14 protein-coding genes and 2 pseudogenes are annotated in these 23,456 nt (G+C 72.8%); 4 read left to right on the top strand and 12 right to left on the bottom strand.

Annotated features, from left to right (window positions below):
- Positions 1-41: 41 nt before the first annotated feature.
- The 8 genes and pseudogenes from ACIQZO_RS18935 to ACIQZO_RS18900 all read right to left on the bottom strand — a co-directional run bounded on the left by ACIQZO_RS18935 (position 42) and on the right by ACIQZO_RS18900 (position 14,909).
- Positions 42-3,122, bottom strand: coding sequence for a condensation domain-containing protein (locus ACIQZO_RS18935; RefSeq protein WP_403627377.1), 3,081 nt, complete (start codon positions 3,120-3,122; stop codon positions 42-44).
- Positions 3,112-5,013 carry a non-ribosomal peptide synthetase gene (locus tag ACIQZO_RS18930; protein ID WP_403627375.1) on the bottom strand — a complete coding sequence of 634 codons (1,902 nt, stop codon included), beginning with the start codon at positions 5,011-5,013 and terminating at the stop codon, positions 3,112-3,114. Before ACIQZO_RS18930 ends, ACIQZO_RS18935 begins: the two co-directional genes overlap by 11 nt.
- A gap of 1 nt (position 5,014) precedes the next feature.
- On the bottom strand, positions 5,015-6,979 hold the full coding sequence (locus tag ACIQZO_RS18925; protein WP_403627373.1) for a non-ribosomal peptide synthetase: 1,965 nt from the start codon (positions 6,977-6,979) through the stop codon (positions 5,015-5,017).
- Entirely contained in the window at positions 6,979-10,185 is a 3,207-nt protein-coding gene (locus tag ACIQZO_RS18920; protein WP_403627372.1) for an amino acid adenylation domain-containing protein, read from the bottom strand. Before ACIQZO_RS18920 ends, ACIQZO_RS18925 begins: the two co-directional genes overlap by 1 nt.
- A 351-nt stretch (positions 10,186-10,536) precedes the next feature.
- Complete coding sequence (locus tag ACIQZO_RS18915) at positions 10,537-11,844, bottom strand: condensation domain-containing protein (protein ID WP_403627370.1); 1,308 nt, start codon at positions 11,842-11,844, stop codon at positions 10,537-10,539.
- 159 nt (positions 11,845-12,003) lie between these two features.
- The gene (locus ACIQZO_RS18910) at positions 12,004-13,356 is read right to left on the bottom strand and encodes an MFS transporter (protein WP_403627368.1); all 1,353 of its coding nucleotides are present in this window, start codon (positions 13,354-13,356) and stop codon (positions 12,004-12,006) included.
- Between the two features lie 347 nt (positions 13,357-13,703).
- A pseudogene (locus tag ACIQZO_RS18905) lies at positions 13,704-14,270 on the bottom strand (glutamate-cysteine ligase family protein); the annotation flags it as partial.
- A 93-nt stretch (positions 14,271-14,363) separates the two neighbouring features.
- Complete coding sequence (locus ACIQZO_RS18900; RefSeq protein WP_403627436.1) at positions 14,364-14,909, bottom strand: EF-hand domain-containing protein; 546 nt, start codon at positions 14,907-14,909, stop codon at positions 14,364-14,366.
- A gap of 183 nt (positions 14,910-15,092) precedes the next feature.
- Between ACIQZO_RS18900 and ACIQZO_RS18895 the strand changes: the two are divergent.
- Positions 15,093-16,121: pseudogene (locus tag ACIQZO_RS18895) on the top strand (hypothetical protein); the annotation flags it as partial.
- A 115-nt stretch (positions 16,122-16,236) separates the two neighbouring features.
- Here the strand turns inward: ACIQZO_RS18895 and ACIQZO_RS18890 are convergent.
- Complete coding sequence (locus tag ACIQZO_RS18890) at positions 16,237-16,446, bottom strand: I78 family peptidase inhibitor (RefSeq protein ID WP_403627366.1); 210 nt, start codon at positions 16,444-16,446, stop codon at positions 16,237-16,239.
- A 74-nt stretch (positions 16,447-16,520) separates the two neighbouring features.
- Positions 16,521-17,894 carry an AMP-binding protein gene (locus ACIQZO_RS18885; protein WP_403627364.1) on the bottom strand — a complete coding sequence of 458 codons (1,374 nt, stop codon included), beginning with the start codon at positions 17,892-17,894 and terminating at the stop codon, positions 16,521-16,523.
- Positions 17,895-18,340: 446 nt separating this feature from the next.
- Here ACIQZO_RS18885 and ACIQZO_RS18880 point away from each other — a divergent pair, with 446 nt between their 5' ends.
- Complete coding sequence (locus ACIQZO_RS18880; RefSeq protein ID WP_403627362.1) at positions 18,341-18,565, top strand: hypothetical protein; 225 nt, start codon at positions 18,341-18,343, stop codon at positions 18,563-18,565.
- Positions 18,566-18,745: 180 nt separating this feature from the next.
- Here the strand turns inward: ACIQZO_RS18880 and ACIQZO_RS18875 are convergent, their stop codons facing one another.
- Positions 18,746-20,257 (bottom strand): glutamate synthase subunit beta, encoded by a 1,512-nt coding sequence (locus tag ACIQZO_RS18875; RefSeq protein WP_403627361.1) that lies wholly within the window; start codon positions 20,255-20,257, stop codon positions 18,746-18,748.
- Between the two features lie 297 nt (positions 20,258-20,554).
- On the bottom strand, positions 20,555-21,742 hold the full coding sequence (locus ACIQZO_RS18870; protein WP_403627359.1) for a glycoside hydrolase family 64 protein: 1,188 nt from the start codon (positions 21,740-21,742) through the stop codon (positions 20,555-20,557).
- A 227-nt stretch (positions 21,743-21,969) separates the two neighbouring features.
- On the opposite strand from ACIQZO_RS18870, the gene ACIQZO_RS18865 reads away from it, so the two are divergent.
- Together ACIQZO_RS18865 and ACIQZO_RS18860 are read left to right on the top strand one after the other, a co-directional pair.
- Positions 21,970-22,944 carry a 5'-nucleotidase gene (locus tag ACIQZO_RS18865; RefSeq protein ID WP_403627357.1) on the top strand — a complete coding sequence of 325 codons (975 nt, stop codon included), beginning with the start codon at positions 21,970-21,972 and terminating at the stop codon, positions 22,942-22,944.
- A gap of 92 nt (positions 22,945-23,036) precedes the next feature.
- Complete coding sequence (locus ACIQZO_RS18860; protein ID WP_403627355.1) at positions 23,037-23,453, top strand: SsgA family sporulation/cell division regulator; 417 nt, start codon at positions 23,037-23,039, stop codon at positions 23,451-23,453.
- Positions 23,454-23,456: the final 3 nt, after the last annotated feature.

Genomic DNA, 23,456 nt, shown 5'->3' with positions numbered 1-23,456 from the left:
GCCCGGAGCCTCCCGCAGAGGCTCCGGGCGCAGCCGGTAGGTCAGGCCCTGTCGGGTGACATGGCGCCGATCATCTCTGCCAGAACGGTCCGCCGGTCCTCCCCCGGGCGGGGGCGCAGCGGGCGGGCCAGGCGTGCGCTGTCGTAGTGCCAGCGGTGGTCGAGGTCCTGGGGTACCTCTCCGGTCACGCGGAACTCCGCCCGGGTGCCGAGCAGTTCCGTGAGGTCCTGCGCCAGGTCGTGCCAGGACACGTGGCCACTGCAGGCGTTGGCCACGCCGTGCACGGGCCGGTCCACGCATTCGACCACCGCACGGGCCAAGGCGGCCGCGTGCACCCAGGCGGCTCCGTACCAGCCGTGTCCATCGGTACCGGGACGTGGCAGGTCGATCGGGCGACCCTGGCCTGCGGCCTGGTAGAGCGTGCCGAGTGCGCCCCAGCGCAGCTGTTCGCGCAGCCGGTCGTGCGCGCCCCAGACGATCGGTGAGCGTACGGCGCTCGCGCCCCCGCGTCCGTCGGTCCCCGCGGCGCGCAGCACCATGGCCTCGCAGTCGAGCTTCGTCCTCCCGTACGGGCTCACGGGCTCGTGGGGCGGTGCCTCCTCGGCGACCCGGTCCGTCCCGGGGTGCCCGTAGGCGTCGACGCTGCTGACGAAGACGAAGGGGCCGCGCCGCCAGGCGTCGACCATCGTCTCCATCGCCGCCCGGTCCACGTCGTGCCGGGTGAAGGTGCAGGCGGCGTGGACGATCGCGTCCGACTGTGCGACGGCGTCCCGCAGTCCGGCCAGGTCGGAGAGGTCCCCCTCGATGACGTCGACACCCTCGGTGGCGATCAGATGGGCGGACTCGGGCCGGGCCAGCGCCAGCACGGGGCGGCCCTGCGCGGCGAGTTCACGTACGACGAACGCGCCCACGCCGCCCGTCGCGCCGGTGACCAACACCGTGCCCGGGCGGATGTCCCGGGTGCGGGGAGCCGGCCTGCTCGCGGCCTTCGCGGCGCTCTGCTGCGCCGCCCGTTCGTCGAGGAGCGCGGTCAGTGCCCGCGGCGTACGGGCCTGGAGCACATCGAGGCCCGTGACCGGCAGCCCGAGGTCCGTGCGCAGCCGTTCGGCGAGCTGCACGGCCTTCAGCGAGTGCCCGCCGAGGGCGAAGAAGTCTTCGTCCGGCGACGGGGCGACACCGAGCACAGCGGTGAAGGTGTCCTTGACGGCTTCGGCCCGGGGACCGGACGGGGCACTCGGCGCGGACGGCTCGGGCAGCCCGGGCAGCCCGGCGTGGTCGAGCGGACCGGCAGCCGAGCGCGGCAGCGCGTCGAGCAGTGTGACCGTGGCGGGCACGGCCTCGGGCGCGAGCGACCGGCGCAGCAGGCCCAGCAGTTCGTGGCCGGACGCGCCGACGCTGTCGTGCAGGACGGCATAGGCCAGGGGCGGTCCCTGCTCGGGCTGGACCACCGTGGCGTCGGCGACGCCCGGGTGCGCGCGCAGAGCCTGCGCGGCAGGGTGGTGGTCGCCGTTCAGGGCGCCTTTCGCCTCGGCGCTCTCCAGGGCACCTTCCCGGTCGTCTTCCGGTACGGCGCCGTCCGGTACAGCACCGTCCGGTACAGCACCGTCCCGCGGTCCGGAGCTGTTGTCGTTCGGGCCGGGGAGAAGCAGCGTGCTCAGCGGGCGTTCCGGGTCGGCCGCGACCGCGTGGAGGAGGGCCGCATAGTCCCGTAGGGCCCCCTCCGCCACGGTGTCGTCCAGCGCGTTCGGGTCGTACTGGACCAACGCCCGTGGCTGTGCGGTCCCGTCGCCCGGCACCAGGCCGTAGGACAGGGTGAACTTCGCGCCGTCGGAGGGAACATCGACGTACTCGGCCGACGTACCCGGCAGCCGTAGGACCGTCGGCTCTCCGAGGACGTCGGAGGTGACCCGGACCAGCGCGGTGCCGTCGGCGCCGCGGGCTCCGGCGCCCAGGCGTTCGAGGACCAGGTCGAAGGGGATGTGCCGGTGGCGCTGGGCTTCGAGGAGCGCGTCTCGCACGCGTCGCAGCAGCTGGGCGAAGGACGGGTCGCCGGAGGCGTCCACCCGTACGGGCAGGGTGTTGACGCACAGGCCGACCAGGCCGCGCATGGCGGTTCCGCTGCGGTGAGTGCCCGCCACGCCGATGACGAGGTCGTCGTCGCCGGTGAGGCGGTGCAGTGCGGCGAAGGCCGCGGTGAGCGACACCGCGAAGAGCGTGGCCTGCCGCTGGGCGCCCAGCGCCCGCAGGGCGTCGGGCACGGCGGGCGCCAGAGGAACGCTGCGCGCGGCCCCGGGACGCGCGGCCGTCTGCGGCGCTGCCGACGCCGGGCGGGGCAGGCGCGGTGGGACGGCGTCAGCCAGCAGATCGCTCCAGCGGTTCAGTTCCGCCTCGAAGCCGGGCAGGGCCTCGTGCTCGCGGCGCGCGTGGTCGGCGTACTGCGGCGGCGCGGCCGGCGTGTTGCGGCCGGTCCCGTCGGTGGCCGCCGTGTAGAGGACGGCGAGTTCGTCGGCCACGGTCTCCAGTGAGGCGCCGTCCACGGCGATGTGGTGGAACGTCAGCAGCAGGGTGTGGTCCTGCGGGCCGTGGCGCAGGACGAGCGCCCGTACGGCGTCGCCCGCCGCGAGGTCGAACGGCTGGGCCGTCTCGCGTCGCAGCAGCCCCGGGGCGTTCGTCGGCTCGGTGTCGACGACGTGTACGGGGACCGTCCGCGGCGTCGGGAGCACCTCCTGGTGGGGCTCGCCGTCGCGCTCCGTGTAGCGGGTACGGAGAATGGCGTGCCGGGCCACCAGCCGCGTGAGGGCGGTGGCGAACGCGGCCACATCGAACGGACCGCGCACACGGGTGGCGAACGGTACGTGATAGGAGTCGCCCGCGCCGCCGAGCCGCTCCATCAGCCACATGCGGCGCTGGGCTCGGGAAAGGGGCACCACGCCTGCGGCCGCCGGGGCGGTGGTAACGGAGCCGGCGGTGTCCCGCGGTGCGCGGCCGTCCTCACCGGCGCCCGCACCGGTGGCGGGCTCGGCCGTCGCGCGCCGCGCGGTTGTGGCACGGGCCCGGCGCAGCAGCTCCTGCTGGAGCTGCTCCTTGCGGTTGCGGGCCGCGGAGTCGGTGTCAGTGGACATCGCTGTGCTCCGGGGTCTCGGGGTGGAGGTCTTCGTGGGCGGCCAGGAGGACGCGTTCGACCAGCGCGGCCTGCGCGGCGACGGTCGGGGCGGCGAAGAAGTCGGCGAGGGAGAGCTCTACGCCGAGTTCCTCGCGCAGGTCGTCGGTGACGGCGAGAGCGAGGAGGGAATGGCCGCCGACGAGGAGGAACTCGTCGTCGGCGCGGGTGACCTCGATGCCCAGTGCCTGGCTCCACACCTCGGCGACGGCCTGTTCCAGTGGCGTCATCCGCGCCTCCGGCTCCTCGGCGGGCCTGCTCTCGGCGGCGTGCGCGCGACCGGCATGCGCGCGTCCGGTGAGCGCGCGCCGGTCGACCTTGCCGGCCGGGGTGAGGGGCAGCCGCTCCAGCACGGTGACGGTGTCCGGAACCAGGTGGGCCGGCAGGACCGCGGTGAGCCGCTCGCGCAGCGCCGCTCCGTGCGGTACGGGGCCGGGCGCGGCGACGACGAAGGCGACGAGGCGCGCCTCGGGAGAGCCTGCGCCGTCGACGGTGACGGCGGCGTCGTCCACGTCCGGCTGCTCGCGGAGGGCGTGTTCGACCTCGGCGGGTTCGATGCGGAAGCCGCGCACCTTCACCTGGTCGTCGTTGCGGCCGTGGAACTGGAGGATGCCGTCGGGCCGGAAGGAAACGATGTCGCCCGTGCGGTAGAGCCGGCCGTCGGCTGCGGCCTGCTCGACGAACCGCTCGGCGGTAAGTGCGGGCAGGCCCGTGTACCCGTGGGCGAGCCTGCTGCCGCCGATCCACAGTTCGCCCCGGTCGCCGTCGGCGACCGGGTGGCCGTCGGCGTCCAGGACGTGCGCCGTGGCACCGGAGATGGGCCTGCCGATCGGTACGGGCCCCTCGCAGTCCTGCGCGGTGACCCGGTGGGCGGTGGCGAAGGTGGTCGTCTCGGTCGGCCCGTAGCCGTTGACGAGTTCCAGCCAGGGGAAGGCGGTGAGCACCTCACGGGCTTGTGCGGCGGCCATCGCCTCGCCGCCGACAACGACCGAGCGGAGCTGGGCGAAGACACGGGAGCGGCGTGCGGCGAGCTGGTGGAAGAGGGCGGTGGTGAAGAACGCCACGGTCACGCCGTGCCGCTCCACGTGCTGGGCCAGGTCTTCCAGGGAGGGCCGCTGCTCGGTACAGACGACGACCGCGGCCCCGTTGGCGAGCGCCACCCAGACTTCGAACGTCGAGGCGTCGAAGGTCATGGGCGAGTGGAACAGGACGCGGTCGCGGCCGGAGAGGGTGACGTAGTCCGGTCCGGTGACCAGCTCGGCGATGGCCCCGTGCGGCACGAGGACGCCCTTGGGACGACCGGTGGAACCGGAGGTGAACATGATGAACGCGGGGCTGTCCGGGTCGGACTCGTCGAGCGGCCGACCGGTCGTGAGCGGCTCCTCGGGCAGGGCGAGGACGGGCCCGGGCAGGGTGGCCGCGTCCAGCAGCTTCGCGTCGCCGACGGTGAGCGTCACCTCCGCGTCGGCGATCATCGCCTCGGTGCGCGGGCGGGGCTGGGCGGGATCGAGCGGTACGCACACGGCTCCGGCCAGCCACAGACCGAGCTGCGCGACGATCGTGCGGGAGGAGCGCGTGGTCAGGAGCGCCACCCGGTCGCCACGCTCGACTTCGTGCTCGCGCAGGTATGCCGCGAGGGTGCGGCCGGCCTGGAGGAGACGGCTGTAGGTGAGGGTGGTGTCGCCGTCCACGACGGCGAGGGCGTCGGGGGTGAGTTCGGCGTGCCGCGCCACGAGCGCGGGCAGGGCGGTGGCCGGTGCCGACGACGGTACGGGAGCGGTGGTCCGAGCAGTGTGCGGCGGTACGGGGGTGCCGCGCGCCGGGTCGGCGGGCAGCGGGGTGATGGTGGTCATGTCAGGCTCCTTCCGGGCGCGCGGTCAGGCGCTGGTCGAGGAGGGCGGCGAAGGCGCGCAGGTTCGTGCTGCGCAGCAGCTCGGGCGCGCGCAGGCGCACTCCGGTCTCGCGTTCGACCGTCGCCAGCAGCCGTGCGGCGACCACGGAGGTGCCGCCGGCGTCGGAGAAGTGGTCGTCGAGACCGGTCTCGGGCCGGCCGAGGAGGTCGCGCACGGTCGTCAGCACGAGCCGCTCGGTGGCGGTGGCTACGGCAGCGGCATCGGCATCCGCCCCGGCAAGGTCGTCCGTAGCGGCCGTCATGGGCGACTCGGGGGCATGGGCATGGGCCCGGGCCGCCAGGGCGGGCCGGTCCACCTTGCCGTTGGCGTCGAGCGGGAAACCGTCCACGATCCGTACGGCGGTGGGGACGGCCTGCTCGGGGATCCAGGACCGGACCGCGGCGAGGAGGTCCCCGGCTGCGGGTTCGGCGCCGTCGGCGAGCCGAACGTGTGCGACGAGGCGACCGTGACCGGAGCTGTCGCGCAGCACGGTGACGACGGCGGTGCGCACCCGGGGGTCCTGCTCGAAGGCGGCCTCCACCTCGACCGGTTCGATCCGCACCCCGCTGATCTTCACCTGGTCGTCGAGGCGGCCGAGGAAGTCCAGGCTGCCGTCGCTGTTCATCCGTACCCGGTCGCCGGTGCGGTAGAGCCGGTCGACCGCGGGCGTCCCCAGCTCCGGCGCGGGCGCGGTGAACCGGCGTGCGGTGAGCTCGGGGTCGAGGTACCCGAGCGCCAGGCAGTGGCCGCCGACGCGCAGTTCGCCCTCCTGCCCGCGGGCGACGGGGCGGCCTTCGTCGTCCGTGACGACGAGGGTGACGCCCGGCAGCGCGGTGCCGATGGGCGGCGGGGACTGGTCGCCGGCCTCCGGGTCGGTGCCGCGCATGGTGTGGGTGGTGGTGACGACGGTGGCTTCCGCGGGGCCGTAGGCGTTGTGGACGGTCGCGGTGACGTCGGCGGCGGGGCGACGGCGCATGCGGTCGCCGCCGACGACGAGGTGACGCAGCTTCAGGTCCTGCGGCCACGGCCGGTCGAGGAGCGGTTCGACGGTGGGAGTGGCCGCCACCGCGTGAGTGAGGCCGGTGTCACGCCACCAGTCGGTGAGCACGTGCGAGTCCCAACGGGTGTCGTCCGGCGCCGGGACGAGGGCGGCGCCGGAGGTCAGGGCCGCCCACAGTTCCAGCAGGTGCGGGTCGAACGCGACACCGATGAGCAGGGACTGGCGGTCGCCCGGTGCGAGGCCGGTCTCGGACCGGTACCAGTCGAGGGCGACGGAGAGCGAGGACTCGGCCACGGCGACCGCCTTGGGGCGGCCGGTGGAACCGGAGGTGAGGACGGCGTACAGGGCGCCTTCGGGCGCGCGCCGGGTGCCGCGGACCGAGTCCGCGAACGCCGCCACGGCGACGGCGGGGGCGTTGACACCGTCGGTGGGCAGCGGCAGCGGGAAGTGCTCCCCGCTGCGGTGTTCCTCGGGCAGGACACCGGGGTCGCCGATGAGGCAGGCGACGTCGAGGTCCTCGGTGACGGCCTGGATGCGGCGTTCGCCGGGCCGGGGGCCGAGCGGCAGGTAGACGGCGCCGAGCCGGGCAAGGGCGCAGGCGGTCACCACCAGGGCGGTGGACCGGTCGAGGCAGACGCCGACCAGGTCGCCGGGCCGGACGCGGTCGGCCAGATCGGCGGCGACCAGCGCGGCCGCGGCGTCGAGGTCCTGGTACGTCCAGATCCGCGTGCCGTCGATCACTGCCGGGGCCTGCGGGGTATTCCGGGCCCAGTCCTCGAAGTGGGCCAGCACACGGGTCGGTTCGGCGGTGGGGCCATGGGCGACGCTCGGCACGGAGCCGGTGTCGAGGCCCGTGGCGAGGCCGGTGTCGAGGCCGGTGTCGAGGGGCATTGCGGGGACGGCGGGCGCGGCCGGGGACTGGATCATCACGACTCCGTGGAAAGGGTGGTGGTGGCGAGGGCATCGGCCTGGTCGGCGAGCACGGGGTTGCGGAAGAGCACCCGCAGCGGCGGGCGGGTGCCCAGCCGGGGCTCCAGCCAGGCGGCCAGTTCGGCGGCCAGCAGGGAATGGCCCCCGCTGTGGAAGAAGTGGGAGCGCGCGTCGAAACGGCTGTGGCCGAGGACCTTGCGCCAGCCTTCCGTGAGCAGGGCCGTCATCGGATCGTCGGACACGGCGGTGGCCGCGGGCTCGGAATCGTCGTTCCCGGGCCCGGAGCCGGTGCCGAGGTCGGAGCCGGTGCCGGAGCCGGGCTCGGGCGTCGCGGCGCCAGCGGCGTCCTCGGCGTCGAGCGCCGCCGCTCGCCGGGACAGTGCCGTACGGTCGGGCTTGCCGCCGGCGAGGGTCGGCATGACGTCCAGCCGTGCCCACCGGGCGGGGACGAGGGGACCGGGCAGCCGGCCGCTCAACTCGGCGTGCAGCGCCTTCTCGTCGAAGGCCTCGCCGTCGGCTCCGCCTTCGAGGAAGCCCACGAGCCTCGGCCCGCCGGGGCGCTCCCGGTCCAGTACGACGGCGCAGGACCGGCCGCCCAGAGCCGCGGACGCGGCCGCCTCGATCTCCTCCAGCTCGATGCGGTGGCCGCGCAGCTTGATCTGGTTGTCGCGCCGCCCGAGGAAGTACAGCAGACCGTCCAGCCCGCGGTAGCCGAGGTCGCCGGTGAGGTAGACGCGCTGCCCGTCGAGTGCGTCGACGGTGACGAACCGGGCGGCCGTCGCCTCATCGTTGCCCGCGTAGCCCTCGGCGAGACCGGGGCCCGCGACGGCCAGTTCACCGACCGCGCCGGACGGCAGCGGGCGGTGGTGCGCGTCCAGGACATGGATCCGCTCGCCCGGGAGCTCGGTGCCCAGCGGGATCTCGGCGCCCTCGGCGAGGGCGTCGCGGGAGACCTCGTGGACGGTCGAGCTGATGGCCGCCTCCGTGACGCCGTACACGTTGAGCACGGTGGCGTCGGTGTCGGTGAGGACGCCGCGCAGGGCCTCGACGGGAAGGCGCTCGCCGCCGAGGACCAGGAGCCTGGGCGCCCAGCTCTCGTCACGCAGTGCGGGACGCAGGTCCTCGCGGGTGGCGAGGAAGTAGCTGGTGGGCAGGTTGGCGACGGTGACCCGGGCGGACACCAGCAGTTCGGTGAGCTCCGCGCCCGTGGGCACCTCGTGCTCGGGCAGGACCAGGCACGCACCGGCGTACAGGGTGGGCAGCACCTCCTCGAGCGCCACGTCGAAGGACGGCTGGGCGAACATCAGGACCCGGTCCGCGGTGGTGAGGCCGAACCGGTCGGCGGTCGCCGTCAGGTGGTGCACCAGCGCCGCGTGGCCGACGGCGACCGGCTTGGGCGTCCCGGTGGAGCCGGAGGTGTGGATGACGTAGGCGGTACCGGGGAGTTCGGCGGTTCCGCGCGCGGGAGGCAGGACCGGGGCGTCGATCCGGGCGGTCGGCAGGCCTTCCGGCAGGGCCGGCGCGCCGTCGCCGGTGAGGACGAGCGCCGGGGCGAGCCGCTCCAGCAGCAGGCCGAGCCGGGCCGGCGGATCGGACGGGGACAGCGGGCAGTAGACGGCGCCGGTCCGCAGGCAGGCGAGCAGGGCGACGAGCGAGTCGGCCCCCCTGGGCAGGACCACGGCCACGGGTCGGCCGGGCGTCACACCGGCGGCGCGCAGCCGCTCGGCGAGCGCACCGACGCGCTCGTCCAGTTCGCCGTAGGTGAGCCGGCGGGCGCCGCACAGCAGGGCCGGCAGCGACGGGTGCCGCCCGGCCACGGGATCCAGCGGATCGCGGTCGGCCGGGACGGGCACGGGCTCGGCGGCCGGCTCCACGGCGGTCGGAGACAGGTCGGCCAGCGGGGTCTCGGGGCTCTCGAGGTAGGCGCGCAGCAGGTCCAGGAAGCGACCGGAGATCAAGCGGGCGACGTCCTCCCCGAACAGGTCCATGTCGTAGTCCCAGACCAGGGTCATACCGGGCGAGCCGTGGCGCGTGGTGACGCCGCGCCGGTCGTCCGGGAGCAGGACCACGTCGAGGTCGAAGCGGGTGGTCCCGGTGTTGAAGCCCTCGAAGAGGGTGATGTCGAGGCCGGGTACGTCGATCTCGGGCAACGGCGCGTCGTGGGCGCTGAACATGACGGAGAAGAGGGGGTTGTCGGCGCCGGAGGTGTGCATGCCGAGCGCCCGGGTCAGCTCCTGGACCGGCACGTCCTGGTGCGGCAGAGCCCGGATGAGGGTGTCGGTGACCTCGTCCATGGTGTCCTGGGCGGGGGCGGCGCCGTCCAGGACGAGCGGCAGCGGGATGGTGTTGACGAACATGCCCACGGCGTCCTCGTAGCCGAGGGGGCGGTTGCCGACGGCGGTGCCGATGACCATCCGGGAGCGGCCGCTGTGCCGGCGCAGGAGTTCGGCGAACAGCCCGAGGAGCGTGGAGAAGGGGGTGAGACCTCGTGAACGGGCGTGCCCGCGCAGGCGTTCGGCGAGATCGGCGCCGATGGTCTGGCGCAGCTGTCCGCCGTGGTGCTTGCGGCGGGCACCGGGGCGGGTCAGGCCCGGCAGCGGCAGGTCGTGCTGCCGGCCCTGCAGTTCGGCCCGCCAGAAGTCGAGGGATTCGGGGGCGTACGCGGCCTCGGTCCGCTCCAGGACGTGGTCCGCGTACGAGGACGCGGGCGGGAGCTGGAGGGTCTCGCCGAGGACGTGGGCGCGGTAGACCCGGAAGACGTCGTCGAGCAGGATCGCGAAGGAGTGCCCGTCGTGGATCAGGTGGTGCTCGACGTGGATCAGCCGGTGGTGGCGCTCGGCCAGGCGCACGAGGGTCCAGCGGATCAGAGGTGCCTCGAACGTGTCGAGCGGTGTCTCGGCCTCGGTGCGCAGGAGACGGGCGAAAGCGGCCTCGGGGTCCTCCTCCGTGCTGAGGTCGATCGTGCGCAACCTCGGCGCGCACTGTCGCGCGACCCGCTGCGCCGGTACGGACCCGGTGGAGGCGACGAGTTCGAGCCGCAGACCGGGGTGGCGTGCCAAGGTGGCGTCGAGTCCCAGACGCAGCGCATCGGTGTCGAGCGTGCCCCAAAGGTCCAGCGAGGCGGTGAAGTTGTAGGCGCGACTGCCGGGCTGCATCTGCTCGTGCAGCCAGACGATCTCCTGCGAGGAGGAGAGAGGAAGCATGGGCGATCCCTGAGGTTGTCGGGTCGGTATCCGGTGCCGGTCACGGTCGCGTCCGGCGGTCGTGCGAACGGCTTCGCGGGTCGCGCGGTGCCGCTTTCTCCGTGGGGGGATGCCATGGGGGGAAGCTGTGGTGTACGCGGCGGTACGGGGTGCGAGGTACGCGTGAGCCCCGGTGCGCGGTGGCCGAGGGTCCGTGACACGCCCGGGGGCGCCGCGGTCGCATCGGGTGCCGGGAGTGCACGCGTGCGCGTCACCGCCTCGTTCCCGGGACGCACGGTGGCGATGCCGTGCCGCCGCCGTGGGACGGGGAGCTGCTGCGACGCAGCGTCGGCGGTCGGCGGGTCTGCGGGGTCACTGCACGGTGTGCTCCGAGGGCCGCAGCGCGTGGGTGAGCGCGTCGAACGCCCGGTGCGCGGCCTCGTCGTCGAGCACCGCCCGGTCCCACACCATCCGCAGGCGGATCTCCGCTCCCTGGGTGACGGAGACGGCGAAGGGACCGCGGACCGGTCTGCCGTCGACGTGGACCTCCCGTCCCTCGACACCGGCCAGTACGAGGGGCGGGCGACGGCTGTCGTCGTCCACGGTGAGCAGTCCGTCGAGCCCGCCGGTCCAGCCCGAGCCGGCGGCCCGCGCGGCGCTCACGACGGCGTCGAACGGTACGTCGGCCCGGTCGAGGTCGTCCCACCACGCGTCGGCCAGTGCCTCCGGGTCGGTTCCGCTGCCGGGTCCGTTTCCGTGCCCGGTGTCGGCGGGGAAGACGAGGGTGTTGAGGAAGCAGCCGATGACGGGCTCCGCTCCGGTGGGGCGGCCGCCCCACGGGTAGCCGAGCGGGACCGCGCGGCCGGGACCGTACAGTTCGCGGGCCGCGGAGCGGCAGGCGTCGAGCAGTCCGGGGAAGGACACGCCGCCGTCGTGGGCGGGCAGCCGGGCCTGCGCGGCGCCGCTGGGCCGTGCGCCCTCGGGCACGCGGGCCGGACTGGGTGCCGGAGCGTGGGCATGCAGCGCGCGCAGCCGGCCCGCCCAGTACGCGGCGGCTTCGGGCGTCTCCGCCTTTTCCTCTGCGGCGAGTTGGCTCAGCACCGCGTCCCGGTAGGCGGCGAGTTCGGTGTCCGTCTCGCCCGGTGCGACGCGGCATTCGGTGGTCTCCTCGCCGTAGGCGGCGCCGAGTTCGTCGACGATCCGCGCCAGCGAACGGCCGTCGCAGACGGCGTGGTCCAGGGCGACGGCGAGGATCTCCTCCTCGCGCTCCTCATCGCGTACGAGGAAGAGCCGCAAGGGGGGACCCTGGCCGTCCCAGGAGTCCAGCGCGCGTCGGAGCGCGTCGGTGGGCGACTCCCCCCGTGCGAGGGTCGGCCGGGCCACGGCGACGTCCGGATCGGCGACGCGCAGGACGGGGGTGCCGCGGATGACGGCGGGCCGCGAGCGCAGGGCCGTGTGCCGGGCGGCGAGCCTGGATGCCGCTGCCCGCAGGCGTTCGGGGTCGATGGTTCCGTACGGGAACGCGAAGAACATCGGCACCAGGTCGGGGCGTCCCGACGGGTCCAGCGCACGCACCAGCAGGAAGCGGCGCTGTGCCCCGGTGACCGGCAGCACGGTGTCGGACCGGTCGCCGGTGAGACGCCGGTAGCGGGCGAGGTACTGACTCGTGATGCTGAGCACGTGGTCCTCTTTGTCGTCGCCGCAGTCGCGCGGATGGGTGGCGCGGCCCCTGCGGACAGGGCGGTGAGTGGTCGGTGGCGGCGGGCGGTGCCCGCGCGGGGGTCGTCCCCGGTCGCCGTACGGCTGCGAGGCGGGGGCCGCGCGGTGGCCGGGGGACGGTCAGCCGGTGGGTGCGGGGGTCGGCCGTTCGTCTTCTTCGGCGGCGGCGGTGTCCCGCTGCGCCCCCGGTTCGGCGCCGGCGTCGGCGCCACCGTCGTCCTGCGGCCCGGGGAGGTCCCGCATCCGGCGCAGCGGGGAGAGCAGCAGCGGCAGGGGTACGGCAAGGATGCCGACGGCGCACCAGGCCAGAGCCGTGCGCGACCCGTAGGACTGGGCGAGGGCTCCACCGAGGAGGGCGCCCAGCGGCAAGGTGCCCCACATGAGGAAGCGCAGGGTGGCGTTCATCCGGCCGAGCAGTCGCGGTGGGCACATCCCTTGGCGGAAGCTGACCTGGGCGACGTTGTAGACGACCGCGCCGAAGGAGACGACGGCCGACCCTGCGGCGAACAGGACCGCCCCGGCGACACCGTGCCCGGACAGGGGCCACAGCAGCGCGAACGGGCCGGTCACGAGGACGGACAGGAGCATGACCCGGGCCTGACCCAGCCGGGCTGCGAGGCGCCCGGCGCACAGGGCGCCCAGGAGGCCTCCTACGGCCGACGCGGACAGCACCAGCCCGAGCCCGCCGGCCTGCAGCCCGACGACACGGACGAGATGCACGGTCTGCGTCGCCATGAGGACGGCCGTGCAGAAGTTCGCGAGGCCGGTCGTGAGGGCGATGACACGGAGCAGCGGATGGCCGAAGACGAAGCGGACGCCCTCGCCGATCTCCTTGCGCAGGGAGCCCCCCGCGGCGGCGGGCTCGGGTGCTTCCTCGGTCCGCCCGACGCGTAGGAGGAAGAGGGCGGAGAGCACGTAGCCGACGGCGTCGACGATGACCGCGAACTGCGCCCCGACGAGCTGCACGAGTCCGCCGCCGATACCGGGACCGGTCACGTGGGCGGTGGAACGGACTGTCTCCAGGGCGCCGTTGCCGGCCATGAGCTGGTCACGGGGCAGGATCTGCGGCAAGTAGCTCTGGTGGGCGACGTCGAAGAACACGGTCGCCACGCCGGTCACGAGCGCGACCACATAGAGCTGGGCCATGGTCAGGGCGCCGATCAGGGCGGCTACGGGGATGCTGGCCATGGCCACGGCCCGCAACAGGTCCGCGCGGATCATCAGGGGCCGCTTGCGCATCCGGTCGGTGAGTGCTCCGGCGGGCAGCCCCACGAGCAGGAAGGCGGCCGTCTCCGCGGCGGTCAGGAGGCCCACTTGGAAGGCGGGAGCGTCGAGTTCGAGGACGGCGACCAGGGGCAGCGCCACCAGTGTCACTTGTGCACCGAGCTGTCCGGTGGCAGCTCCCGCGAGTAGCAGTCGGAAGTCGCGCAAGCGCAGAGGGCCACCGGGGGTGGCTCGGGATGTGTCGGACATGTGAACGACATTCACGGATCCATCGCTCAACAGTCAAAGTAAACCTGTCATTTTCGGACTTGTTTTGCTGCACTGCGGACACGGATCAGGAAATCCTGCGCGCTACCCGGGGTACAACCGCGTTAATTCCTGTCGGTTGTGTATGCAACGCGGGACAGGCGAGGCAAGGGAGGGCAGGGGGCCCAAGGGGGCGCCGAGCGACCCCACTTACCCTGAGTAACGGAATCCATCCTGACCGAAAAGGCTCACCTGCGCCCTCGTCCCTGCGGAGGCATTCATTCCGTCCGCTATGCGGACGACCTGACGTCGGCCGGCTCCCCGGCAGGGGCTCCGTGAGGGGCTCCGCGTCAGCTCCGGGCGTCCCGGCCCGCCCGGTCGGCGCCGGCCGTGGTCCGGCGCGCACAGTGCCGGACGACCGAGCCCAGGTCGCCCTCCGACCGCAGCAGGCTCCGCTGGACGCGCGCGCCGTTGCCCTGCTCCAGGAGACCGGCGATTCCGGCCCGTACGAGCTCCTCGTCGCCGGAGTCGGCCAGGGCCTCGCCGACGTGCCGGTACAGCGCGTCGACGACGGCCTCGGGCGCCGTCTCCCGCAGCGTCTCGGGGTGCAGCAGCGGGCCGTCGAGTCCCGAGCGGCCCGCCTGCCACGACGCGAGCCGCAGCAGCCCGGTGCTGACCCTGGCCGGGGGCTCGCCGGCGCGCCACTCGCGGGCCGCGGTCTCCACCAGGCCGCGTACGAGCGCGGCCAGCAGGACGGGGGTCGACGCGTCGAGGCACACGTCCGCCACCCTGACCTCCACCGTCGGATAGGAGGCGGACAGCCGCGCGTCGAACCAGATCATTCCCCTGTCCCGCAGCACGCCCGACTCGACCATGGCCCGCACCTCCGCGTGGTAGCGGTCGGCGGAGCCGGTGACGGGCTTCCTGAGGGCGAGGCGCGGCCGGGCGCCGGAGCCGCGAACCGCTCCGAGCGCCGCGCGGCGGGTGGGCGCGCGGCGGGTGGGTGTTTGTCAGCGGGGACCGGGGATGCGGCCGCAGAGCACGTTGCCCGGGTCCGCCGGGTCATCGCTGATCCAGAACTGGCGCCAGAGGAGGGCGAACCGCTCACGGCCGAGGTGGCCGTCGCCATCCGGGTCGAGCAGCTCGAAGACTCCGTCCAGGTCGACCGGGCGGCCGTTCCAGGTCTCCACGAGCCTCTGGTGCTCCTCCGGCGAGATGACGCCGTCGCCGTTGCTGTCCACGGCGTCGAAGACGGTGTCGGCGGTGGCGGTGACATCCGCGACCATGGTGGGCAGGCGGTCCACGAGGGCGAGCAATTCGCCCATGTCGACCGCTCCGTCGCCGTTCGCGTCGCCCGCCTCCAGCAGCGCCGCCCACCAGCCCATCAGCAGCGTCTCCACCCGCGCCCGCAGCTCCGTACCCGGCTCCACTCCCGGCAGCCGGCCCCAGCGGCCCACCAGCGCCATGAAGTCCTCCTCGCGCAGGTAGCCGTCGCCGTCCGCGTCGAACGCGGCGAACATCCTCCTGAGCTTGTTCTCCTGAAACACGCTGGCCACGAGCGGCCTCCCTCGACGCCGATCCGAACCGCGAACCGCCGCCCACCGCTGCCGGGTGCGGCAGCGCGTAACTATAGGTCGACGACCGCCGCGGCCCCCACGGGCACGTATGCACGAAATGTCACCCCAGCGCGGTGGGCGGGTCCGGACCTGCCTCGACGCCGGGACCGACCCGACTCCCAGTCCGGCATCGGCCTGGCCCACGGAAGCAGCAACGCGCTCGTGGCCATCGCCGGCGCCGCCCTCGTCATCTTCATCACCGGCTTCCCGCTGGCCTACTACGGTGCGCGGTACAACATCGACCTCGACCTGATCACCCGCGGGTCCGGGTTCGGCTACTACGGATCGGTCCTCACCAGCATCATCTTCGCCAGTTTCACCTTCATCTTCTTCGCCCTCGAAGGCTCGATCATGGCCCAGGGCCTTGAACTCGGCCTCGGACTGCCGCTGTGGCTCGGCTACGCCGTCTCCACCCTCATGGTGATCCCGCTGGTCGTCTACGGCATGAAGGCACTCAGCAAGCTCCAGGTGTGGACCACGCCGGTCTGGCTGCTGCTCATGGTCGGTCCGCTCGTATACCTGATCGCCAACGACCCCGGCACGGTGGACCGTTTCACCGGGCGCTACCCCGGCCGCATGGTCTTCGTCCTGGTCAACCTGGCTTTCGCACTCGTCCTGATGGAAGCCGACATGTTCAGCTTCCTCAACAGCATCCTCGGCTTCTACTCGAACTGCGCCATCGCCTGGGTGGTCACCGTGGCCACCGACATCGGCATCAACAAGTACCTGCTGAAACTGTCCCCGCTCCAGCCGGAGTTCCGCCGGGGGATGCTCCACGCGGTCAATCCGGTCGGCGTCGTGGCCTTCGTCGCCGCCTCCGGCCTGTCGATCGCCATGTACTTCCACCTCCTCGGCGACACCCTCCAGCCGTACTCTCCCGTGGCCGCGGCCGTCATCGCCTTCGTCGTCACACCGCTGATGGCCGTGGTCACCAAGGGCCGCTACTACCTGCGGCGCACCGACGACGGCATCGGCGAGCCCCTGCTGGACACCGACGGCAACCCGAGCGCGGCCACCTTCGAGTGCCACGTCTGCCGCCGGCCCTACGAGCGCCCCGACCTCGCCGCCTGTATCACCCACGACGCGGTCGTCTGCTCACTGTGCCTGAGCACCGACAAGCTCGGCGACCACGTGCTGCCGGCCGGCGTGTAGACCGACCCTCTCGCAGCGGCCCGTTCGAAGCGGCCCCATTCGAAGCGGCCACCGCCGGTGCGCGCGGTGGCCCCCGTCGGGGCCCGCGACCACCTCGGTGCCCCGCCTCGGTGCGTCAGCCGCTCCAGGCCCTGCGCACCCTGCCGTCCTCCACCTCGAGGTTCAGTCTGCCCTCGAGGTACTCCATGGTCAGCATCGTGCCGGGCGCGACCGTACGTACGGTCGTCCAGCCACGTGCCAGTGCCCGGCGTTTCGCCTCGTCGGTGTCGAGCCCTGTGTAGTGCGCCGGATCGTCAGCGGCGGGTGAGGAAGCGGAAGCGGTCATGGCTCTCACCTGCCCCACCGGGGCGCTGCGCACGCTCTGCCACCCGGACCCGTCCGCCGAGCCCGCTCCCGCCGTCACTCCCCCCGCTGCTCCCCGTCCGACAGGAGCCGCTTCTGCGGTTTCCCCATCGCATTGCGCGGGACCGCGGCGATGAAACGAACCTCACGCGGCCGCTTGTGCACCGACAGATGCGTGGCGACGAAATCGGTCAGCTCGGTGCCCGTGACCCCCTCGGCGACGACGAACGCGACGATCCGCTCCCCCAGGTCGGCATCCGGCACGCCGATCACCGCCGCCTCCCTGACCTGCGGATGGTCCAACAACGCGTTCTCGATCTCGCCCGCCCCGATCCGATACCCGCCCGACTTGATCATGTCCGTGGACGCACGGCCCACGATCCGGTGCATTCCGTCCGCGTCGACGGCCGCGATATCGCCCGTACGGAACCACCCGTCCTCCGTGAAGGCAGCGGCCGTGGCCTCCGGGCGGCCCAAATACCCCGAGAACAGCGTCGGGCCCACCAACTGGAGCTCGCCGATCTCGGCTCCCGGCTCGGCGGCGATGCGCGTACGGATTCCCGTGAGTGGGGTGCCGACCGCGCCGGGGCGCACCTCACCTCCCGCCCGCCCGCTCACCGTGATCAGGGTCTCCGTCATCCCGTACCGCTCCACCGGCCGGTGCCCGGTGAGCTGTTCCAGGTCACGGAAGACCGGCGTGGGCAGGGCCGCGCTCCCCGACACCAACAGCCGGGCCCCGGACAACGCGGCCGCCGCCTGCGGAGCAGCCGCGATGCGCGACCACACCGTCGGCACGCCGAAATACAGACTTCCGCCGGCCTCCGCGGCCTCCGCGTAGGCCTCCGGCGTCGGTCGGCCCGTATGGACCAGACGGCTCCCCGTCCGCAACGCTCCCAGGACACCCAGGACCAGCCCATGGACGTGGAAGAGCGGTAGCCCGTGGACGAGCGTGTCCTGGGCGCTCCACTGCCAGGCATCGGCGAGCGCATCGAGGTCGGCGGTGATCGCGGCGGCGCTGAGGACCACTCCCTTGGGGGCGCCCGTGGTCCCGGACGTGTAGAGGATCAGCGCCGGGTCCGGGGTGTCGGAGGCCGCCGCCGGCCCTGTGGGTGCGGCAGGTGCACGGCGGGCGAAGTCCACCTCGATGAGGCGGGCTCCGGAATCACGCAGGATGTGATCGCGTTCGGCAGGCCCCGCATCGGGGGGCAGCGGCACGCACGGCACACCCGCGAGCAGTCCCCCGACCACCGCGGCGACGGTCTCGAGCGAGGCGGTCGCGGTCACCGCGAACGCACGCACCGGGGCCCGGGCGGCAAGGTCGGCGGCCACGGCCCCGGCGGCGCCCAGGAGTTCCTCGTAGGAAGCGGTACGACCCGCGACGCTCACAGCGTCCGCGCGGTCCCCGAAAGCACCCGTCAGGGCGGTCAGCATGCCGGCAGCTCCGATCAGCAACGAGCAGAAACAACCGGGCCAGCCTACGGCGACGACGCGAGCCGCTCCGCCCCCTCGACGGCCCCTTGCTGCGCCGTCCGGGAGGGAGCGGGTCCGGGGGTGGTTCCCGCCGGCCGCCAGGTCCGAAAATCGGCTCCGCGGTCTGCTGCGGGGCGGGTTGGGCGGGGCGGCGGTCAGCGGTGCCCTGGGCGGACACATCGCGTACAGCGGTGCGGGCAACGACACGCTCGCGGGCTCGTGGCCGACGCCAGGGGCCGGCCCAGGCGCAGCGTCGGGAACGGGAACGGGGACGGGGGCCCGCAGGCGGTCATCGGGCACTGCCCTTCGCCTCGGATTTCCCGGATCCGCAGGTTTCCCGTGGCGGGCTTCGGGCACGCGCCGACTGGGGAGATCCGATCCGATCCGGCACACAGGAAGGATCCGCCATGGAGGACCAAGGAGGCGCCGGAGGCGTCCCGCTCCACGACCACGACGACGAGCAGCACCGACACCGGGCGCCCCACGTCACACCTCGGTCCGGGGCGTCCCGGAAGGACGTACCGCCGCCCGTCCGTGCGGCGGACACGGACGAGGCCAGCCGCCTGGATCGGGTGGGCGACGACAGCGGCGAGTCCCCCCGCGAAAGGCGCCGCCCCGGACGCGAGCACTGACTGCCACGGGCGCGCAGCCCCGGCCCGGTGCCTACGGCATTGCTGGGCCGGGGCGGCCGACGTGAGCCTGGTCCGCGCCATTGGCCAAAGGATCGCTCGACACTACTGACCGTATGTACAGCATGTACAGCGCTGAGCAGGGGAGCCGTGGCGCGATACCTGTCTGCTCGAAGGCCGCGCTCAGGCCCCGTAGCGCATGCGCCCCAGGGCTGTCATGGGCCGGTCATGGGCGGCGACCGGGGCGGGGAGGCTGGTGGAGCCGGTGAGGTAGCGGTCCACGGCGGCGGCCGTGGCCCGGCCCTCGGCGATGGCCCACACGACCAGGGACTGTCCTCGGCCCGCGTCGCCCGCGACGAACACGCCCGGAGCCCGGGCAGCGCCCGCGGCGAAGCCGGCGTCCCGAGCGAAGTTGCCGCGCTCGTCGAACTCCAGCCCCAGCTGCTCGCGCAGGCCGCCGGCCCGCTCGGGGCCGGAGAAGCCGAGGGCCAGCAGGACCAGGCCCGCCGGTATGACCTGCTCAGTGCCGGCCACCGGGCTGCGTGCCACCGGCTCGACGGCGGTCAGGTGCAGCGCCCGCACCCGGCCCCCCGCGTCCCCCTCGAAGCTCAGGGTGGCGCAGGCGAACAGCCGCGGATCGCGGCCCTCGCGACCACGGGCCTCCTCGTGGGCGTGGGAGATGCGGTAGGTCCTCGGGTACACCGGCCACGGCTCGTCATCGGTCCGGCCCGCGCCGGGCTCGGGATTGATGTCGAGCTGGAGTACCGAGATCGCGCCCTGGCGCAGGGCCGTTCCGAGGCAGTCGGAGCCGGTGTCCCCGCCGCCCACGATGACCACGTGTCTGCCTTCGGCGGTGAGGGGTGATGCGGGGTAGTCGCCCTCCCGAACTCGATTGGCGCAGGTCAGATAGTCCATGGCCTGGTGGATTCCATGGAGCGATCGGCCGGTGACCGGCAGCTCCCGGCGCTCGCCGGCCCCGATCGCGACGACCACGGCGTCGCAATCGCTCCGCACCTCGTCCGCTCCGGCGCCCGTCGCACCGCCGACGTCGGCACCCGTGGCGAAGACCGTGCCCTCGGCCCGCATCTGCTCGATGCGGCGGTCCAGGTGCGCCTTCTCCATCTTGAACTCGGGGATGCCGTAGCGCAGCAGTCCGCCGATCCGGTCGGCCCGCTCGTGGACGGTGACGCGGTGCCCGGCGCGGGTCAGCTGCTGCGCCGCGGCCAGTCCGGCCGGGCCGGAGCCGATGACGGCCACCGTCCTGCCGCTGTTCCGCTCCGGGGGCCTGGGCGTCATGTAGCCGAGGCGCAGGCCCTCGTCCGCGATCGCCTGCTCGACGTTCTTGATGGTCACCGGGTCCGCGTTGATCGTGAGGACGCAGGCGTCCTCGCAGGGGGCCGGGCAGAGTCTGCCCGTGACCTCCGGGAAGTTGTTGGTCGCGTGGAGCCGCTCGTAGGCGGCGCGCCAGTCGCCGTGGGCGGCGTAGGCGTTCCACTCGGGTACGAGGTTTCCCAGGGGGCAGCCGGTGTGGCAGAACGGGATGCCGCAGTCCATGCAGCGGTCGGCCTGCCGCGAGACGAGCGGCAGCATCGCCTGGCCCGCGTAGACCTCGCGCCAGTCGCCGAGCCTCTCCTCGACCGGACGGGCCGGCACGGCCTCGCGGGGAATCCTGAGGAAGCCGAACGGATCGGTCACGCGCCGCCTCCCTGGATCGTTCGCGGCGGGGTACACGGCGCTCGCACCATGTCTCTGGCACGCGCGTTCTATGGCGGTTCGGCCAGGTTACGCCGCCATCCGGGCCGCGCCCAAGAGCTAGCGATACCGGTGACCTGCCGGGCACGGAAGGTAGCCGTTTCGCCTGGCACGACGGCGCCGGTGATCCGGGATCCGGGTACGGCTCCGCCGGGGCGGTACCGACCTCCGTGCAGGTGAGGTCGGCACCGAACCCGAGGGCAGGCGGAGAGGGTGGAGGGGGCGGAGGGGCGAGCCGGGTCAGTTGAGCGGTTCGAGTGTCATGAAGGCCGCTGCCGGGTTGCCGTCGTGCACCAGCGACTCGTGGGCGCCCACGTCGTCGAAGGCGAAGCCGTACGCCTTGCCGTCGGCCATCTGCCCGTGGATGATCCGGGAGTAGTGGTTGGTGACGGCGTCACGGTAGAAGTTGGCGTTGTTCGGGTCGGGTTGGCTGGGGTTGGTCAGAAGCGTCGACCGGTTGTAGCCCGCGCACAGGGTGCGGGATATCGGGCCGCGGACCTGGTCGTTGGGCGCGTCCAGGAGCTTGTAGCAGCCGAAGACGCTGTCGGAGTCCGGCTTCTGGAAGCTGGTGACCACCGTGCCCGAGCCGTTGGTGAAGTTCATGACGTTGCCCGATACCCGGCCGTAGTACTTGGTGTTCGGCTGGTCCGTGAACGGTGTCACGGTGAGCGTGGAGGAGCTGTACTTGCTCCAGACCCGGTTGATGTAGTCGTTCATGGCGCCGGCCGGGATTCCGCCCGCCTCGATGCCGTGACCGGGCGAGAGCGCGCGCAGCGGCGTGCCGTCGGGGCGGTTCTGGATCAAGCCGCCCCAGCCGGCCGAACGCAGCTGGCTGAAGACGGCGTTGTAGCCGCCGGGCTTCAGGCGACCGGCGTTCCTGACCGTGCCGTTGGCCGCTTTCACGCCCACCGCGTACGGAGCCGAGAACATGTCCACCTGGGTGCTGTTGATCCACAGTCCGGCGTCGTTGAGTGTGTACTCGGACCAGTTGAACAGGATGTTGCGGTTCGGGTCGGAGGGGTTCTGCACGGCAGGCTGCACCAGGCCGCCGGTGGTGAGCCTGAAGACGATCTTCTGGCCGACGGAGAAGTAGATCCGGCCGGAGAACTTGGGCATCCGGATCGTCTTGGTCTGCCCATGGGCCGGACCCGGGATCGAGGCGTCGGGTGCGGGGGTGGGGGGAATGGCGCCCGCGGGCCAGGGGTGGAATGCGCCGTTGGCGTCGGCCCAGCCCTGCTGGCCAGTGGTCAGCAGGGTGCCCAGGTTGTAGATGTACACGGGCTCGCTGCGGCCCGAAGTGTTCTTGATCGTGAGGGGGATGGTGGCCGGTACGGCCTCGGCGGATGCCAGCGGTCCGAAGACCATCACGCCGGCGGCGACGGCTGTCGCCGCGACCCCGGCAGCCAGCACTTTCACTAAACGGAACACGCTCTTCCTCCTTGTGGGGGACACCTGAGGGTGGGGGGGGCAGGTGCGACGCTCCGACGCCATTCATTGACGGCTGAGAGCGCTCTCAGACTCGGACTGCATTCAACTTCTGTCAATGGACCTGTCACAGCGCGACAAGCCGGACCGCCTCGGGCCGTGCACGTTTTCGGGACACGCCGAAGGGAGATAAGCCTGCCAACCGTGCACTTGTGCCGATCGGGGGCGCCATGAGGTACGACCTGTCCCATCGTCTGGTCGTCGGGATCGCCTCGAGCGCCCTGTTCGATCTCACGGACTGCGACACGGTGTTCCAGGAGCAGGGAGAGGACGCCTACCGGACCTACCAGGCGGCCCACGCGGACACCGTCCTGGCCAAGGGGGTGGCCTTCCCCTTCGTCAGGCGCCTGCTGTCGCTGAACGACCTGGCGGATCAGTCCGATCCCCTGGTCGAGGTGATCATCCTCTCGCGCAACGACCCGGACACCGGCCTGCGCGTCATGCGTTCGATCAAGGCGCACAACCTGCCGATCAGCCGGGCGGTCTTTCGCCAGGGCCGCCCATCGCACCACTTCATGCCGGCACTGAACATGTCGCTGTTCCTGTCGGCCAACGGACCGGACGTTCGTAACGCCGTCGCGGACGGACTGCCGGCGGGCCACGTACTCAAAACCGCCCGAATCGACGACGAGAGCGACCCAGAGCTCCGCATGGCCTTCGACTTCGACGGAGTGGTGGCGAGCGACGCCGCCGAGCGGATCTACCAGAGCGGCGGAATCGACGAGTTCCGCGCCTACGAGGTCCGCAACGCGACCGCGCCCCACGCCCCGGGGCCACTACGGGACTTCCTCGCGGGCATCAACCGCGTCCAGCGCCTCGAGGACGACAGGCGCCGCGAGGATCCCACGTACCGGCCCCGCCTCCGGGTGTCCCTGGTCACCGCGCGGGACGCCCCCGCACACGAGCGTGCCCTTCTGAGCCTCAAGGAGTGGGGTCTACGGGTCAACGACGCCTTCTTCCTCGGTGGTATCGAGAAGGCCGCCGTCATGAAGGCCCTCGACCCGCACATCTTCTTCGACGACCAGGTCGCCCATCTGAACGGCACGGCGCGGGGCACCCCCAGCGTTCACATCCCGTTCGGAGTGGTCAACACGCCCCCGCCCGGCGGCCGGTGCGGATCCCCGGAGCAGGGGCGCCCCACCTGACCGGGTCAAGATTCACATGGGTGATCCAGAATGCCCGGCGTCTTCGGCGGGTACGCGAGAGCCGGTCACCTGTTCGCCCTGTGGAGGTCTCCTTGCTGTCCTCTCTCTCCGACACCATCTCGACGCATCTGGCCGTGGCCGGCAGCCTCCTGCCGGTGCGGACCCAGGCCGTCTACGACACGTCCGACCCCTATGCGGTCCGGTTCGACTTCATGCCCGACGGATGCCCTCCCATCCGGTGGCACTTCGAACGGGACATGCTGTCCGAGGGGATGTGCCGCCCGGTAGGGGAAGGCGACATCAGCCTCCGCCCCCGGTGGACGGGCGGACATGAAACCCTGGTCATGGAGCTGTGGGGGGACACCCGGATCGGCTACGAATGCGCGGTGCTGATCACCGACTCGGCCCAGGTGAACTGCTTCCTCGAGCAGTCCTACCAGCTGGTGGCACGCGGGGCCGAGTCCTGGGACGTCGACGGGTTCCTCCGCAGGATCCAGTGCGCGGACTGAAGC

Source organism: Streptomyces sp. NPDC097617 (genome assembly GCF_044761485.1).
Taxonomy (GTDB): domain Bacteria; phylum Actinomycetota; class Actinomycetes; order Streptomycetales; family Streptomycetaceae; genus Streptomyces.
Note: the sequence above shows the minus strand (reverse complement) of the source record. Positions and strands in the feature narration are given on the sequence as shown.

Coding starts and splice junctions, on each gene's coding strand:
- ACIQZO_RS18920 (WP_403627372.1), bottom strand. CDS start 10,185: ATGCTTCCTCTCTCCTCCTCGCAGGAGATCGTCTGGCTGCACGAGCAG.
- ACIQZO_RS18880 (WP_403627362.1), top strand. CDS start 18,341: ATGGAGGACCAAGGAGGCGCCGGAGGCGTCCCGCTCCACGACCACGAC.
- ACIQZO_RS18865 (WP_403627357.1), top strand. CDS start 21,970: ATGAGGTACGACCTGTCCCATCGTCTGGTCGTCGGGATCGCCTCGAGC.
- ACIQZO_RS18935 (WP_403627377.1), bottom strand. CDS start 3,122: ATGTCCACTGACACCGACTCCGCGGCCCGCAACCGCAAGGAGCAGCTC.
- ACIQZO_RS18890 (WP_403627366.1), bottom strand. CDS start 16,446: ATGACCGCTTCCGCTTCCTCACCCGCCGCTGACGATCCGGCGCACTAC.
- ACIQZO_RS18910 (WP_403627368.1), bottom strand. CDS start 13,356: ATGTCCGACACATCCCGAGCCACCCCCGGTGGCCCTCTGCGCTTGCGC.
- ACIQZO_RS18885 (WP_403627364.1), bottom strand. CDS start 17,894: ATGCTGACCGCCCTGACGGGTGCTTTCGGGGACCGCGCGGACGCTGTG.
- ACIQZO_RS18925 (WP_403627373.1), bottom strand. CDS start 6,979: ATGATCCAGTCCCCGGCCGCGCCCGCCGTCCCCGCAATGCCCCTCGAC.
- ACIQZO_RS18930 (WP_403627375.1), bottom strand. CDS start 5,013: ATGACCACCATCACCCCGCTGCCCGCCGACCCGGCGCGCGGCACCCCC.